The 16,487-nt window shown below is 58.9% G+C and carries 15 protein-coding genes and 2 pseudogenes; 2 read left to right on the forward strand and 15 right to left on the reverse strand.

The genetic code is table 11. From position 1 onward, the window contains the following. Positions 1-53: 53 nt before the first annotated feature. The 8 genes and pseudogenes from CES87_RS29335 to CES87_RS29365 form a co-directional block, all read right to left on the reverse strand. On the reverse strand, positions 54-311 hold the full coding sequence (locus CES87_RS29335; RefSeq protein WP_128608852.1) for a hypothetical protein: 258 nt from the start codon (positions 309-311) through the stop codon (positions 54-56). Next, positions 308-520: a hypothetical protein gene (locus tag CES87_RS29340; RefSeq protein ID WP_128608853.1), complete on the reverse strand. Its 213-nt coding sequence runs from the start codon at positions 518-520 to the stop codon at positions 308-310. The genes CES87_RS29335 and CES87_RS29340 overlap by 4 nt, the downstream gene beginning before the upstream one ends. A gap of 115 nt (positions 521-635) precedes the next feature. Then, positions 636-761: a hypothetical protein gene (locus CES87_RS33810; RefSeq protein WP_256591136.1), complete on the reverse strand. Its 126-nt coding sequence runs from the start codon at positions 759-761 to the stop codon at positions 636-638. Between the two features lie 208 nt (positions 762-969). Beyond that, positions 970-1,149 (reverse strand): hypothetical protein, encoded by a 180-nt coding sequence (locus CES87_RS29345; RefSeq protein WP_128608854.1) that lies wholly within the window; start codon positions 1,147-1,149, stop codon positions 970-972. A gap of 161 nt (positions 1,150-1,310) precedes the next feature. Then, entirely contained in the window at positions 1,311-2,474 is a 1,164-nt protein-coding gene (locus CES87_RS29350) for a lactonase family protein (protein ID WP_128608855.1), read from the reverse strand. After that, positions 2,467-2,805: a DUF5629 family protein gene (locus CES87_RS29355; protein WP_128608856.1), complete on the reverse strand. Its 339-nt coding sequence runs from the start codon at positions 2,803-2,805 to the stop codon at positions 2,467-2,469. Before CES87_RS29355 ends, CES87_RS29350 begins: the two co-directional genes overlap by 8 nt. A gap of 134 nt (positions 2,806-2,939) precedes the next feature. After that, on the reverse strand, positions 2,940-3,932 hold the full coding sequence (gene araD1, locus CES87_RS29360; protein ID WP_128608857.1) for an AraD1 family protein: 993 nt from the start codon (positions 3,930-3,932) through the stop codon (positions 2,940-2,942). Between the two features lie 196 nt (positions 3,933-4,128). Further along, positions 4,129-4,266: pseudogene (locus CES87_RS29365) on the reverse strand (MFS transporter); the annotation flags it as partial. Between the two features lie 193 nt (positions 4,267-4,459). Here CES87_RS29365 and CES87_RS29370 point away from each other — a divergent pair. After that, entirely contained in the window at positions 4,460-6,196 is a 1,737-nt protein-coding gene (locus CES87_RS29370) for an IlvD/Edd family dehydratase (RefSeq protein ID WP_178081502.1), read from the forward strand. Positions 6,197-6,432: 236 nt separating this feature from the next. Beyond that, positions 6,433-7,152, forward strand: coding sequence for a FadR/GntR family transcriptional regulator (locus CES87_RS29375; protein WP_128608859.1), 720 nt, complete (start codon positions 6,433-6,435; stop codon positions 7,150-7,152). Between the two features lie 177 nt (positions 7,153-7,329). On the opposite strand, the gene CES87_RS29380 is transcribed toward CES87_RS29375, so the two are convergent. From CES87_RS29380 to CES87_RS29415, 7 genes and pseudogenes are all read right to left on the reverse strand, one after another. Beyond that, positions 7,330-9,714 (reverse strand): RND family transporter, encoded by a 2,385-nt coding sequence (locus tag CES87_RS29380; RefSeq protein ID WP_128608860.1) that lies wholly within the window; start codon positions 9,712-9,714, stop codon positions 7,330-7,332. Positions 9,715-9,742: 28 nt separating this feature from the next. Further along, positions 9,743-10,795, reverse strand: a complete 1,053-nt coding sequence (locus tag CES87_RS29385; protein ID WP_128608861.1) for a YCF48-related protein — start codon at positions 10,793-10,795, stop codon at positions 9,743-9,745. 396 nt (positions 10,796-11,191) lie between these two features. Continuing rightward, entirely contained in the window at positions 11,192-11,440 is a 249-nt protein-coding gene (locus CES87_RS32505; protein WP_178081503.1) for a hypothetical protein, read from the reverse strand. Between the two features lie 489 nt (positions 11,441-11,929). Beyond that, a pseudogene (gene pepN / locus CES87_RS29400) lies at positions 11,930-14,586 on the reverse strand (aminopeptidase N). A 10-nt stretch (positions 14,587-14,596) separates the two neighbouring features. Then, positions 14,597-15,427: a DUF2797 domain-containing protein gene (locus CES87_RS29405; protein ID WP_128608863.1), complete on the reverse strand. Its 831-nt coding sequence runs from the start codon at positions 15,425-15,427 to the stop codon at positions 14,597-14,599. Further along, positions 15,424-15,684 (reverse strand): YeaC family protein, encoded by a 261-nt coding sequence (locus tag CES87_RS29410; RefSeq protein ID WP_128608864.1) that lies wholly within the window; start codon positions 15,682-15,684, stop codon positions 15,424-15,426. Before CES87_RS29410 ends, CES87_RS29405 begins: the two co-directional genes overlap by 4 nt. A 30-nt stretch (positions 15,685-15,714) precedes the next feature. Continuing rightward, positions 15,715-16,487, reverse strand: a 773-nt coding sequence (locus tag CES87_RS29415) for a rhomboid family intramembrane serine protease (RefSeq protein WP_256591137.1), incomplete at its 5' end; no start/stop codon positions are given.

Here is a 16,487-nt window from a genome sequence, read left to right on the forward strand (position 1 = left end):
TGGTGTTCTCAGGTCCATCGCGAGCATGCTCGCTCCTACAGAGGGTTGTGCTGTTACGCCAACACTTCACACATCCCAATCACCGAGCAATCAATCTGGAAGGGGCCGAAAAAGGCCATTTCAGGTTTGACCGGCGGGTTGCCGGCCAACATGCCCATGGCGCTGGCTGTCTCGATGTTGCGCGCGATGTTGTGATTGGCCTCGATGGCCCGTGCCACCCCACCTATCGAACCTTGCCCGATCCCCAGCAAGGAAAAGCCATTGGTAATGAATGCCAGGAAGGCGATGAGCAAAAGTTTGCAACGGTTCATGCTCCGCCGACTCCCACGAGATCAGCCTGATCAGCCATCGCCTGTTGCGCGTGGTGTTCAAACTGGATGCCAGGATGTGCGACTTGAATAGGCGCTTCGAAGGATTGTTGCGACTGCGGCGAAAGACTGAAAACCAGCACCATGACCAGGTAAAGACCGATAGCCACATAGGCGCCGTGTTTGGCAGAAGTGATGATTGCGCTGGCCATGATGTACTCCGTGGACATGTTTCAGAGTCCACAGAATCGATCAAAAAGGCATCGATAACCAACAAGGCTTGTCTATAGCAACTATCAGCTGCGTTGATCATTAAGCGAGACTATTTCAGTCTTCAATAAAACTCATCAAGCGCTCGCGGGCAGCGTCCGGCTCCCTGGAAATGGGCTCGGCAGCGGATAAAATCGGGGTGGAATAGAGGAACAGCAGCACCACGGCCAGACGCATTGCCATATCGTCGATCCTTTTCTTGAGAAGGAGTCAAAAAATCCGCGTCAAATTTAAACTGGTGGCTAGGTGATATCAAGCGAAACATTGATGGCAATATGATGCTGTCGTAAACGCGTTATGCAGGAGCGACATCACTTCAGTGCTTTTCGAACTTTCAACGCTCGATCGGCAAGTGACTTCGCTCCTGCATAAAGGGTGCAGGGAGGACATTTCATTGCTGGGCTTTGTGATCCAGCGCGGCGTAGAAGTTGGCGCTTTGTTGCAGGTATTTCTGGGTGTAGCTCTGGGTGTGGGATTTTTTGTCGCTGATTTCAACGTTGGCGCTCGCTGGCAGCGCAACAGTGGCAGAGATGGCGGAAGCGGCGATTATTGAGAAGAGATTGAAGTTCATGCTGTATTCCTCGAAGTCAGTTGGCTTGCTTGACCGGTGGGGCCGTGAAGCAAACTTAACCCTCGATGAACGATGCCTTGAAATGCTTTGTAGCATTACCAAATATCAGCCTCATTGATAGAAAGCTACAGGCCCCGCGAACCGGGGCCTGCGGCCTAATGTCACAGCATGAACTTGAGGTCGCTCGGCGCGTCCATCGCCAGTTTTTGCACGGTTTTACCCAGCAGACCGGTCTTGGCATCGCGCTCGACGACGACAATTTGGTTGCTTTTCTGGTTGGCGATCAGCAGGAATTTGCCACTGGGATCGAGACTGAATTCCCGTGGATGGTCGCCTTCCACTGTTCGGCGCTGCAGCTCCTTAAGGTGTCCGCTCAAAGGGTCGATGGCGAACACCAGCAACTGATTGGCGGTGCCACGATTGCTGACGTAAAGGAACTTGCCGTCCTTTGATGCATGCAACGCAGCGGCGGCCTTGTCCGAAACAGGCTGACCGGCGGCCAGATCGACCATTTGCGTCTGCTCAAGCTTGCCGTCACGGTAATCGAACACGGCCACCTGGGCGCTCATTTCCATGGTCAGCCAGGCGTGCTTGCCATCAGCGCTGAACAGCAGATGACGCGGACCGCTGCCTGATGGCAACTGGACAAACCCCGGCGTGGCCGGGGTCAACGGCAGGTCAGGATTGGCCTTGGGGTCGAAACGGTAGGCAAAAACCTTGTCGGCCCCCAGGTCGTTGGAAAACAAGTATTTGCCATCCGGCGATGGGATAGTCGAATGCACGTGCGCCGACATCTGCCGCTCGGGATTGACCCGACTGGCCGGATGACTGCTCATTTGCACCACCGGCTTCAGCGTGCCGTCGGCGCCCACCGGCAACACCGCCAGGGTGCCGCCCGGGTCTTCGGCCACCGAGTAATTACTGACGAACAGGTGGCTGGCATCAGCGCTGAGGCTCGAATGGGTCGGCTCGTTGCCCAGGCTCTGTACCTGACTGATCAGGCTCAGCTCGTGGGTCTTGGGGGCGATCGCATAACTGCTGACACGTCCCACCGGATCGGCCTGGCCCGGGCCATTTTCGTTGACCACGAACAAGCGTCGCTGATCCGTGGACAGGGTCAGCCATGACGGGTTTTCGCTTTTGATCACTTGCAATGGTTTGGCGTTGATTTGCCCGGTCGCGCTGTCGAAATTCAGGCGATAGATGCCCTGACTTTGCCCGGCGGTGTACGAACCCACGAGCAATTGATAGTCGTCGGCAGATGCGGCCTGAACACCCATCGCGCCGATGCTGCCGGCGATCAACAGCGGCCAGAGGTTACGCATCCTCTTGTTCATCGTCTTCGTTGTCACCGCTAACGACGTCGCCGAGGCACACCAGTCGGTGCTCGCCGCCACTGTCATTGATCAGCCAGCTCTGCAAAGTTGGATCGAAGGTTGCGGCTTGAATCTGCGCGGGAGTGAATTCCCAGTGCAGTGCGTTTCGACCATCCATGCATTCGATATGCAGGTTATCTTCTTCATCGAGGGAAAATTCGAAGGCGTGTTTCCCGTCGATTTCGACCATTCCGCAGTGTTCGAGGGCGTTGAGCAAGGTATCGGTTGCAGCAGTCATGGCAGTCAATCTTTGAATGGGAAAGACCCAATGATAGCTCATGCCTCCACTGATCGTTCCCATGCTCTGCGTGGGAATGCCTCTTCGGACGCTCCGCGTTCGGCTCGGGAAAGGACGCGGAGCGTCCTGGGCTGCATTCCCACGCAGAGCGTGGGAACGATCGGTGTGGCGGGAGGTTAAAGTGTGACGACCGTGCCGGGCTCGAAAGCCGCTTCAACCGGCGCGATGCCATTGATCAACGGCGCGCCGAATTCGGCCTGGCTGATTTCGAACACGTCGCCAGGCTGCGTGCGAATCCCGTCGGCGAACGACAGGGTCGCGGTGCCGAAGAAGTGAATGTGCACATCCCCCGGACGCAGGAACTGGCGGTACTTGAAGTGATGGAACTCCAGGTTCGCCAGGCTGTGGCACATGTTGGCCTCGCCGCTGAGAAACTCGTTCTGCCACAGCACTTCACCGTCACGCAGGATGCGGCTGGTGCCGGCCAGGTGCTGGGGCAGTTCACCGACCCGCAGCTCCGGGCCATAGCTGCAACTGCGCAGTTTCGAGTGGGCCAGATACAGGTAGTTCTTGCGTTCCATGATGTGATCGGAGAACTCGTTGCCCACCGCAAACCCCAGGCGATACGGCTTGCCGTCGTGGCCGATGACGTACAAGCCACTCAATTCAGGTTCCTCGCCGGCGTCTTCGGCAAATGGCGGCAATGGGAACGGCCGGCCCGGACGCACGACAATGCTACCGTCGCCCTTGTAGAACCATTCCGGTTGCACACCGGCCTGCCCCGCTGCCGGTTTACCACCCTCCACGCCCCACTTGAAGATGCGCATAGTGTCGGTCATCGAGGCTTCATCACCGGCCTGCTGATGCATCTTGTCCCGGGCTGATGCACTGCCCAGGTGGGTCAGGCCGGTGCCGCTGACCAGCATGTGCGCCGGGTCCGGGTGATCCAGCGGCGGCAGAATGCGCAGTTGCGCCAACAGCTCGGCGTAGTCGTGGCTGATGCCGAGCCCCAAGGCGTGCACCTGTTGCTCAAGGTTGACGCCCGCCTCAATCGCCGCCAGGGCCAGGTCGCGAACGGTGCGAGCGTCCTGAACTTCACACACCAACCCCTCCTCGACCACGCCCACCCGGCGTTCGCCGTTACTCAACTCAAATTGAACCAAACGCATGAATTTCTCCTGTAAACAAAACTTGAAAACACCGCATGCCCTGAGCTGGCTTGCCAGCGAAAGCGGAGTGTCAGTCAATATCAAAGAATCGGCCGGGCAAGGTCCAGAACACCGCGGTACAGGAAAACAGCGCAAACGCGACCAGGCACAGCGCTATCAATTGCAGCACCGGAAACGACAACCAGGCACTGAGGAACAGGCCGATGTCGGCGCCCATGTGCAATTTGGCGAACCCCACTGCGGAGCGATCCACATAGGTGATCAGGTACAGCAAGATCAGGAAGGGAATCAGTTTCAGCGTGATGCGACGTATAAGCCGCAGTTCCGGGCTCATGAGATCGGTCTCCGATTGTTGTTCTTATAGAACCTCGGGAGACACCTCTCACGGTAAACCGCCAGGGCCATCCCTTCGCTGGAAACGACTATATAGTAATACTAATTACCCAACAACACTTCAAAATAGGCATATTTTCGCTTATGTTACGTCCATACCTATACAATATAGTCATACAATAAGAGAATTGATCATGTCTGATAAGAAACCCACCCTGCGCTCCGCCTCATGGTTTGGCACCGCCGACAAAAACGGTTTCATGTACCGCAGCTGGATGAAGAATCAGGGCATCGCCGACCATCAATTCCACGGCAAGCCGATCATTGGCATCTGCAACACTTGGTCGGAACTGACCCCGTGCAACGCGCATTTCCGCCAGATTGCCGAGCATGTGAAACGCGGGGTGATCGAGGCCGGGGGTTTCCCGGTGGAATTCCCGGTGTTCTCCAACGGCGAATCCAACCTGCGTCCCACCGCCATGCTCACCCGCAATCTGGCGAGCATGGATGTTGAAGAAGCGATTCGTGGCAACCCGATTGACGGCGTGGTCCTGCTGACCGGTTGCGACAAAACTACCCCGGCATTGCTGATGGGCGCGGCCAGTTGCGACGTGCCAGCCATCGTCGTCACCGGCGGGCCGATGCTCAACGGCAAGCACAAGGGCAAGGACATCGGTTCCGGTACCGTGGTCTGGCAGCTCAGCGAGCAGGTCAAGGCCGGCACCATCACCATTGACGATTTCCTCGCGGCCGAGGGTGGCATGTCCCGCTCGGCGGGTACGTGCAACACCATGGGCACTGCCTCGACCATGGCCTGCATGGCTGAAGCGCTGGGCACTTCCCTGCCCCACAACGCGGCGATTCCGGCGGTCGATGCACGTCGGTATGTGTTGGCGCACATGTCCGGCATGCGTGCGGTAGAGATGGTTCGCGAAGACTTGAAACTGTCGAAGATCCTGACCAAGGAAGCCTTCGAGAACGCCATTCGCGTCAACGCCGCCATCGGCGGTTCGACCAACGCGGTAATCCACCTCAAAGCCATCGCCGGGCGTATTGGCGTGGAGCTGGATCTGGACGACTGGACCCGCATCGGTCGCGGCATGCCAACCATCGTCGACCTGCAACCGTCGGGGCGTTTCCTGATGGAAGAGTTTTACTACGCCGGCGGTTTGCCAGCGGTATTGCGTCGCTTGGGTGAAGCCAATCTGATCCCGAACCCGAACGCCTTGACCGTCAACGGCAAGTCAATCGGCGAGAACACCAGGGACGCGCCGATCTACGGTGAGGACGAAGTCATCCGCACCCTCGACAACCCGATCCGCGCCGACGGCGGGATCTGCGTGTTACGCGGCAACCTGGCGCCACTGGGGGCCGTGCTCAAGCCGTCCGCCGCCACGCCAGAGCTGATGCAGCACCGTGGCCGTGCGGTGGTGTTCGAGAACTTCGACATGTACAAGGCGCGGATCAACGACCCGGAACTGGACGTCGACGCCAACTCGATTCTGGTGATGAAAAACTGCGGGCCGAAGGGTTATCCAGGCATGGCCGAAGTCGGCAACATGGGCCTGCCGGCCAAGCTGCTGGCCCAGGGCGTGACCGATATGGTGCGCATTTCCGATGCGCGCATGAGCGGCACGGCGTACGGCACCGTGGTGCTGCATGTGGCGCCGGAAGCGGCGGCTGGCGGACCTTTGGCGACGGTGAAGGAAGGCGACTGGATCGAGCTCGACTGCGCCAGTGGCCGTCTGCACCTGGACATTGCGGATGCCGAACTGGCGGCGCGCATGGCCGACCTGCAACCGCCGCAGCAATTGTTGGTTGGCGGATATCGTCAGCTGTACATCGACCATGTGCTGCAAGCGGATCAGGGTTGCGACTTTGACTTCCTGGTCGGTTGCCGCGGAGCCGAAGTCCCGCGCCACTCTCACTGACACCACCGCCCCCTGCCTTGATCGTTCCCACGCTCTGCGTGGGAATGCCTCTTCGGACGCTCCGCGTTCGGCTCTGGAAGGGACGCGGAGCGTCCCGGGCTGCATTCCCACGCAGAGCGTGGGAACGATCAATTCACGAGTAGACCCGCTCCCACATTTGATTCGTGCCCACCTCAAGAATGCGCCGTGCCTGTTATCATGCCAGGCACCCCTCGCACAGGACCGCGCCGTTCCCCATGGATTACCGCAAACCCTCCGACCGCAAAAGCATGCATTCGCGCATCGTCCAGGAACTGGGCATGCAGATCGTCTCGGGACGCTTCCTGCCAGACGACAAACTGCCCGCCGAAGCGCTGTTGTGCGAAGAATATGCCGTCAGCCGGCCAGTGTTGCGCGAAGCCACTCGGGTCCTGGTTGCCAAGGGCCTCGTGTACTCCCGCCCTCGGGTCGGCACCGTGGTCAAGCCGCGCAAGGACTGGCACATGCTGGATCCGGATGTGCTGCATTGGTTGATGCAAAGCAGTCCGCAAAATGAGTTCTTCGACTTGTTGACCAGCGTGCGCAGCATCATCGAACCGGCCGCCGCGGCCCTGGCTGCGCAGTTCGCCACGGAGGCGGACATCGCTTCCATTGGCGAAGCCTACCAACGCATGGAAGCCGCGCCGACCCCCGAAGCTTTACTGCAACCGGACCTGGATTTCCACAGCCGTATTGCCGATGCAACCCACAACGACCTGTTGGCCAACCTGTGCAACATGCTCTCGGTGGCGATTGCCGAAGCCTTGAAGCATTCAAACCAGCGACCGAATGTGCATGAACTGGCGTTGCCACGACACAAGGCGATTCTGACCGCGATCGAGAATCGTGATGCGCTGGGTGCGCGGCATGCCACGCTGGTGCAGCTGGATGATGCGCGCAGTGCGCTGAATGTGGTGCTGGGATCCAACCCTACTTAATCACCGCATATCGCCCGTAGGAGCGAGGCTTGCCCGCGAAGAGGCCATCACCTTCACGATTAATGTCGACCGATAAATCGCTTTCGCGGGCAAGCCTCGCTCCTACAAGGGCTGATGTGAATTTGATATGCAAAAAAGCCGCAACCAGGGTTGCGGCTTTTTTGTATGAGCTGTCTATCAGTGAGCGAACAACGAATTACCCTTCTGCCCCGCCAGTTTCTCCGGTTTGATCAGGAACCGCGCCAGCGCAGGCAGCAGCCACAGTGCGCCGAACATGTTCCACAGCAGCATGAAGGTCAGCATCAGGCCCATGTCGGCCTGGAACTTGATGGCCGAGAAGATCCAGGTGCACACGCCAATGGCCAGGCACAGACCGGTGAACAGCACGGCTTTACCGGTGGACTTCAGCGTCTGGTAGTACGCCTCTTGCAGTGGCATGCCGGCACGCAGGAAGCTTTCCAGACGGCTGTAGATGTAGATGCCGTAGTCCACGCCGATCCCCACACCCAATGCCACCACCGGCAGAGTCGCGACCTTCACGCCGATGCCCATGAAGGCCATCAGGGCGTTACCCAGCACCGAGGTCAGCACCAGCGGCAGCACGATGCACAAGGTCGCCGCCCAGGAACGGAAGGTGATCATGCACATGACCGCCACGCAGATGTACACCAGGATCAGAATGGTCAGCTCGGACTTCTTGATCACTTCGTTGGTGGCCGCCTCGATGCCGGCGTTACCGGCGGCGAGGATGAACTCCAGGCCTTCTTTGTTGTTTTCCTTGGCGAAGTCCTGCACCGCATGCACCGCGCGATCCAGGGTTTCAGCCTTGTGATCGTTGAGGAACACGAGTACTGGCGCCAGGGAGCAATTGTTGTTGTACAGGCCATCGGCACGGGCAATGGAGTTGTTCAACACGTCCGGGTTACGCGACAGGGTTTCCCATTTCAGGTTGCCCTCGTTCATGCCCTTGATCATCTGCTTGGACACGGTCACCAGGGAAATCGCCGACTGCACGCCCTCGGTGTTCTGCATCTTCCACATCAGCTCATCGATTGGCGCCATGGCTTCGTAGCGCGAACAACCTTCGGACTTGGTCTTGACCATCACCACCAACACATCGGAACTGGTGGAGTAGTTGCTGATGATGAAGTTGTTGTCCTTGTTGTAGCGCGAGTCCGGACGCAGCTCCGGTGCACCCTGATCGAGGTCACCGATCTTCAGGTTCTGGCTGTACCAGAGACCGCCGCCAAAGGCGATCAAGGCCAGCAGGATCGAGACCGGAGCGACTTTAGCGCTGGCAAAGTTCGCCAGTAGTCGCCAGAACGGGTGTTCGCGGTGCGCGTCTTTCTTGCTGCGCTCGACTGCTCGTTTGCTGATGCCGACGTAGGAAATCGCCACTGGCAACAGGATCAGGTTGGTGAACACGATCACCGCCACGCCAATGGACGCGCCGATGGCCAGCTCACGGATCACGCCGATATCGATGATCAGCAGTGTGATGAAACCCACCGCATCAGCGAGGATCGCGATCATCCCCGGCAGGAACAGTTGACGGAAGGTCCGGCGTGCCGCGGTCAGGGCGTTGTCCGCCTCACTGGATTGCAGGGCGATACCGTTGATCTTCTGCACGCCGTGGGAAATACCGATGGCGAAGATCAGGAACGGGACCAGCATCGAGTAAGGATCCAGCCCGAACCCGAAGAAGTGCATCAATCCGAGTTGCCACACCACCGCCACCAGCGTCGTGCTCAACACCGCCACGGTGCTACGCAGGCAGTTAGTGAACCACAGCAGCAGGATCAAGGTGATGACAAAGGCAATACCGAAGAACATCACCACCATGACCAGGCCATCGATCAGGTCGCCAACCTTCTTGGCGAAACCGACGATGTGAATCTTGACGTTGGGGTTCTGCGCTTCGAACTTGTTGCGGATCTTGTCTTCAAGTTCGTGGGAAAACTTGCGATAGTCCAGCGCCAGCAACTTGCCCTGGTCCTGCGGGTCCGGGTAGGACTCCAGCAGCGGGATATCGACGATGCTCGACTTGAAATCGTTGGCCACCAACCGCCCGACCTGCCCGGACTTGAGCACGTTGTTGCGCAACGTATCCAGACTTTGCTGCGAACCGTTGTAGCTCTGCGGAATCACTTCACCACCGGCGAAGCCCTCTTCAGTCACTTCGGTCCAGCGTACACTCGGACTCCACAACGACTTCAGGCCGGAACGATCCACGCCGGAGATGTAGAACACCTCGTCGTTGATCTGGCGCAGCGTCTCCATGTATTCCTTGGAGAAGATGTCGCCGTCTTTGGCTTCCACGGAAATCCGCACGGTGTTGCCCAGGTTCGCCAGATCGTTGCGGTGCTCCATCATCTTTTGGATGAAGGGATGCTCCAGCGGGATCATTTTTTCAAAACTGGTGGACGGCCGGATCAGCGTCGCCTGCCAGAACAGGAAGATGCTGACCAGCAGGCAGATCGTGATCACTGCCGGGCGGTTGTTGAAAATCAGGCGTTCAAGAAACGTCGCCTTGTCCTGATGATGAGTACTCAAGGAAGTCATAGCCCCGCCTTCTTATTATTAACCTGGCTCATTTGCCCAGCTCGGCGCCATTTGGCGAAGTGGCGCGAACGCCGCCCTGTCCACCCAGAATCAGATTGCCATTCCCTGCGCCAACTACCGAAGAGATGGAAATACGATCCCGCCGGTTGAAGACGCTGAATGTCTCGCCGTTGTTGCTGCTGCTGATCACCGAACCACCGTTGCCGACGATCACGATGGAACCATCGTCGAGCAACGTACCGCCGGACAGACCGAACTCCAGGGCACCGCGTTCAGCCTTGAGCTCGACTTGCTCCCAAGTGCTGCCGAAATCCGTGGAGCGGTAAAGATTGCCGCGCAGGCCATAGGCCAACACCGTATTGGCCTGCGCGGTGCCGATCACACCGAACAGCGAACCTTGGTACGGACCTTCGAGTTTTTCCCAGGTCTGACCCCAATCGGCGGAACGGAACATGCTGCCCTGCTCGCCAACGATGAACAGTCCAGCATCCTTGACCGCGGTGATTGCGTTGAGGTGGTACTGGTCTTCGTTGTCGAGGCGGTCGCTGACGTCTTGCCAGTTTTTCCCACCATCGGTGGTGGCCATCAGCGCACCATAAGCGCCCACGGCAAATCCACTGTTGACGTCCTGAAACCAGACGTCGAGCAGCGGCGATTCGCGTTTGAGATTTTCAAATTGCTTGCTCCAAGTGACACCACCGTCCTCGCTGGCGAGGATCTGCGCGTCATGACCGACGGCCCAGCCGTGCTTGTCATCGACAAAGAACACCGAGGTCAGCAATTGCCGGGTCGGCACCTTGGCCTGGGTCCAGGTCGCGCCCTGGTCATCGGAATAAAGAATATGCCCACGATCCCCAACCGCCACCAGGCGCTTGCCTGCATGTACAACATCGAGGACCAGGCTTTTGCTGGCCTTGGCCGATTCAACGGAATAAACAACGTCGGATGCCGGCGCGTCAGCCGCCAGCACTGATCCCGACCACACGGTACAGCCCAACAGCGAGAGCGCTGTAGCCAGCAACGCGAATTTGCGTAGTGCCGGTGGGCGGCAGATACCCACACCCATGACAGGCTCACTCATAGACCTTCCTCTTTATTATTGTTGGGTCGTTCAACCTTTCAGGGCGCCGCGAGGGTCCTCGTCGGGATGACCTGTTTCAGAGCATTGTCCTGAAACCCGCAATCCAGAGCCCCTTCGGAAGCTGGCTTATCCTATCGGTGTTATTCGAGGGCTGACAATCGACGGTGCGTTATGTTTTGTTAACCAGAGGGGGTATGGGGGTTTTCTGAATGGGTCGGTATTTGCTGGGGTGATGGTGATGGTGGTTGGTGTACATATCCGTTTTTTCGGTAACGGCGGCTGGCGGTTTCGCTCTTACAGCGAGTCCCTTTTTCAAACGCCAAAAAGGAACCAAAAGGCTTCGCCCCGGCGTACGGCACCTCGCCGAGGCTCGGTGTTCCCTCGCTACGGTGCCCATCAGGGGGCATCGCCTCCGGTTTGCTTCGCTGCACCTCCTCTCGATGTGTGCGGCTTCGCCGCACGGCGCTGCGCGCCTAACCCCTGATGAACACCTACGCTCGGCCTGCCGAAGGGGCGAAAGATCAAAAGCCAGATCAAAATCAAGAGCCAGAGCAGATCGAGGATCTCTGTAGGAGCGAGCCTGCTCGCGATGAACGAGAGAACACCGTTGGGTGTCAGGCTGCCAGCGTTATCGTTGACGATCATCGCGAGCAGGCTCGCTCCTACAGGGGAACGCGTTCATCCGCGAAATCAGGTCGGCTGCCAGGCCGCCATCGCGAGCAAGCCCGCTCCCGCCGAAAGCAGACCTGCGAACACCCACTCATCAGGCCGAGCGTTAGCTCGCCTTAAGCTTTTGATCTTGATCCACCCGCCCCTTCGGCAGGCTGAGTGGAGGTGTTCATCCGGGGATTGGCGCGCAGCGCCGTTCGACGCAGTCGAACACATTGCATGTAGGTGCAGCGAAGCCAACCGGAGGGCAATGCCCCGGATGGATACCGGAGCGAAGGAACCCCGAGCCTTGGCGAGGGGCCGGACGCCGGGGCGAGACCTTTGCTTCCTTTGGGGCGTTTGCCAAAGGGAGTCGGCCGTCAGGGCGAAACCATAGGTGGCCGTGCCCCAAGGAATGGATATGTACTCAGTCACCCAAGAACCTGGTCGGCCCGAAGGCCGCCAAGTCCAAGGCCAAACCAAGTATCAAGCCAGGCTCTTGCTGACCACCTCAAACACATCACTAGACAACTGGCCCGAAGCCCGAATCCGCTCCAGCTCCCCTTTCATCAACGCCTGACGAGCATCGTCATACTTTCGCCACCGCGTCAAAGGCGCCAACTGCCGAGAAGCAATCTGCGGATTGAACCCGTTCAGCTCGATCACCAGATCCGCCAGGAAGCGATACCCGGAACCATCCGCCGCATGGAAGTTGATCAGGTTCTGCCCGGCAAACGCACCGACCAGCGCCCGCACCTTGTTCGGGTTCTTGATGTTGAACGCAGGATGCTGCATCAACTGACGAACCCGCTCCAGACCACCCGGCATCACACTGCCGGCCTGAACGCTGAACCACTGGTCCATGACCAGCGGGTTGTCACTGAAGTGCGCGGCGAAGCTGGCCAGTGCCTTGGCTTTCTGCTCCTCGAACGGCGAGTTGACCAACACCGCGAGCGCAGTCAAACGCTCGGTCATGTTGTCGCACGCGTCGAACTGTTCCAGCGTCGCCGCCAGAACTTGCGGCTTGCCGCTGAGCATCAGGTACGACAGCGCAATGTTCTGCAACGCACGACGGGCGAAATGTTCGGCCTCGGCCACATACGGGGTAAGCTTGGACAGATCGCGGTTGGCCTGATAACGCAGCCACAGGCCTTCGAACAATGCGTCAGCCAGTTGCTTGCGGGCGAACTCGCGGGCGGTGTGAATGGCTTCAACGTCCGCCACTTCGCTGATTTCAGTCAGATACGCTTCGCTTGGCAGTGACAGCATTTCCGCGACCATGGCCTGGTCTAGCGTCTCGTCGGACAGCACAGTACGCAAGGCCGAAACCAGACGCTGATCAAGTACCAGCGCTTCGCCTTGCTGTTGCTGGGCAATCAGTTCTTGCAGCACCTGCACCGACAATTGCTGGCCGGCATCCCAGCGATTGAAACCATCGCTGTCGTGCTGCATCAGGAACATCAGCTGGTCGCGGTTGTAAGGAAAACTCAGTTTCACCGGCGCCGAGAAGCCACGCAGCAATGAAGGCAGCGGCTGTTCGGCGACGTCGATGAAGGTGAAGGTCTGCTCGGCCTCGGTCACGGAGATGACTCGCGAAGTGCCTTGCGCCGAGGCTTCACCGTTAAGACGCAGGGCAATCTCGGCGCCTTTGCTATCGAGCAGGCCGAGTTCGACTGGAATCACGAACGGCAGTTTTTCCAACTTGTCCGGGGTTTGCGGGCAGCTCTGACGGAACGTCAGGCTGTAGGTTTTCGCCGCCGTGTCGTAGGACTCGCTGACCGCCAGACGTGGCGTACCAGCCTGGCTGTACCAGCGCTTGAATTGCGTCAGGTCGACACCATTGGCGTCTTCCATGGCCTTGATGAAGTCATCGCAGGTCACGGCCTGGCCGTCGTGGCGTTCGAAGTACAGGTCACTGCCTTTACGGAAGCCTTCGGCGCCGAGCAAGGTGTGGATCATGCCGACCACTTCCGAACCCTTTTCGTACACGGTCAGGGTGTAGAAGTTGGAAATCTCGATGAAGCTGTCCGGGCGCACCGCGTGGGCCATGGGGCCTGCGTCTTCGGCGAACTGATGGGTACGCAGATAGGCGACGTCCTGGATACGCTTGACCGTGGCCGAATTCATGTCGGCGGAGAAATGCGAATCGCGGAATACGGTGAAACCTTCCTTGAGCGACAACTGGAACCAGTCGCGGCAGGTCACGCGGTTGCCCGACCAGTTGTGGAAGTATTCGTGGGCCACGATAGCTTCGACCCGCTGGTGCGCGGCGTCGGTGGCGGTTTCGGCCTTGGCCAGCACGGCGCTGGAGTTGAAGATGTTGAGACCCTTGTTCTCCATCGCGCCCATGTTGAAGTCATTCACGGCGACGATCATGAAGATGTCCAGATCGTACTCGCGGCCGTACACCTCTTCGTCCCAGCGCATGGATTTCTTCAAGCTGTTCATCGCGTGCTGGCACTTGTCGATGTTTTCCGGCTCGACGTAGATGCGCAACGCCACGGAACGCTCGGTCATGGTGGTGAAGGTGTCTTCGACGCACCACAAATCACCGGCCACCAGTGCGAACAGGTACGCCGGTTTCTTGAACGGGTCTTCCCAGGTCGCCCAGTGCCGGCCGTCTTCGCCAGGACCACTGGCAATCGGGTTGCCGTTGGACAGCAGTACCGGGTAGCTGTGCTGCTCAGCGACCACTGTGGTAGTGAACGTGCTCATCACGTCCGGGCGGTCGAGGTAATAGGTGATCTTGCGGAAACCTTCGGCTTCACACTGGGTGCAGAACATCGTGCCGGACTTGTACAGCCTTCCAGCGCGGTGTTGGTTTCCGGGTGAATGCGCACGCTGGTGTCGACGGTGAAAGTGGTGCTGGTCGGGTGCAGGGTCAGGTGATTTTCGGTGAGCTGGTAGTCGGCAGCCGTCAGCTCGCGGTCGGCCAGATTTACCGACAGCAGGTCAAGATGCTGACCGTCCAGCACCAGCGGCGGCAGGCCCGGGCCACGCTCGGGGTTGCGGCGCATCACCAGTTGCGCATGGACCAGGCTGTGGTCCTCGAACAACTCGAAGGTCAGGTGTGTTTCGTCGATCAGGTACTCGGGCGCCTGATAGTCCTTGAGGTAGATCATCTTCGGTTGTTCGGTGCGCATGCTGGAGTCCTTACTGATGCACGGCGAGCTGGTAGGCCGTGTATTTACGAATATTGATCACGCCGGTATCAAAGATCAGGTACTGGCCCTTGATCCCCAACAACGTGCCTTCGGCAATCGGGTTCTTGTCCAGGTTGAAGCTGACAATCTTGGCCGGGTACTGCTCGACCGGAAAACGGATTTCCAGCGGTTCGACATCGGCAATCGTCTGGATCGCCTGTAGGCCGAATCGCTCCTGCAACGCTTGCAGACCTTCGGCGCAGCTGTCGAACAACCGGTCGCGAACCTCGGCCAGGTCCACCGAAACCGCATCGCCCTTGAGCAAGGCACGCCAGTTGGTCTTGTCGGCGACCTGACTGCGGAACAGGTCCTCGACGAAGCCCGATTGCTGGCGGGTCGCGACGCGCATGATCGGCAACGCCTGACGTGCGCCCTGATCGATCCAGCGGGTCGGCAGCTGGGTGGCGCGGGTAATCCCGACTTTCACCCCGGATGAATTCGACAGGTAAACGATGTGATCGGTCATGCAGAACTTCTCGCCCCACTCCGGCTCGCGGCAGGTGCCGGCGTCGAAATGGCAGCGTTCCGGGCTCATGATGCACACGTCACACTGGGCCAGCTTGGTCATGCACGGGTAGCAGTAACCCTGGCTGAAACTGGTTTTGGTCTTGCGTCCGCAATGGGTACAGTGGATCGCCCCCAGGTATTCCAGGCGCACCGTGGTGCCGATCAACGGATTGACCGGAACCTCGACGTCGCCCAGACGAAATGCGTATTGCACGTTCGGCCCGTCCAGGCGCGCCGACATTTTACTGATTGCACCGCGGCCAATCTCGATCAATGGATGGCATCCGACTTGAACAGGATATTGGGCACTTGAATCGATTTGGAGCTGCATTCCTGCGGACCCATGTAACCGGTGCGCTCCTCCTCGGGCAGGTTCTGGACCTCCCAAGCGATCATCGCTTGCAGCGACAGTTCGCGTTGCTCGGAGGTGAGCTTGCCACCGTCGGACCATTTACCGATTTCCACCGCCAGTTTCAGGCTTTGGTAGATGTCCGGGGTAATGTTCTTGATCATTTCGTTAAAAGAGGACATTCAGTCTCCGCGTTCTCTATTACATAATTTTCAGGCGGCCAGTTTACGGCGGTTGTACAAACCACCCAACAAACCGGTCAAGCATCCGACGAGCAGCCCGCTGACATGGGCCGCGTTGGCGATTTCACCGAAGCCGATCATCGAGACCAGGCCGGACAGGCACAGCAGCAACCAGACCAGCATCATCACCAGAACACCACGAGGCAGGCGATAAGCGGCGTTCGGCGCCAGTAGCTGGAATATCCAGCAATGCCCGAGCAGGCCGTAAAGCACGCCGGACAGCCCGCCGAACAGGGTCGGGCCACTGAAAAGGTATTGGGTGTATTGGAAGCCAGGCTGAACAACAGGGTCAGGCCGATCAGGTTGAACTGCCCTGACGCGACTCGATGCGCCGCCCAACTCCCAGTACCACATGCCGTTCATCGCCAAGTGCAGGATGCCGAAGTGGATGAGCATCGGCGTCACCAGTCGCCACCACTGCCCCGCCGCCAGGCTGTCGGCCAGGGGGGTGAAGTGGATGTATTCGCCGACGATGCGAAAATCGAGGAAGGTCAGCCAACGCATGGTGTCGAAGTTGTCGCCCAGCATCGTCAGCGCGCCGACCAGCACGCTCAGCAACAACACTGTTGCCGTCGCTTTGGCGTAGCGAACCTGCTCGACGAAGCCCGGCCGGTGAACGGTTTGTGCCACCGGTATATCCAGCTGTTGATCAGGATCGCCCGCTGGAAAACGCTGGTACAAGGCGCGCACGTCTTCGCTGATGTTGTCCGCACCCACAACACTGCTCGCCCGCCTCTTCGCTG

This window comes from Pseudomonas sp. ERMR1:02, assembly GCF_002277815.1.
GTDB lineage: Bacteria > Pseudomonadota > Gammaproteobacteria > Pseudomonadales > Pseudomonadaceae > Aquipseudomonas.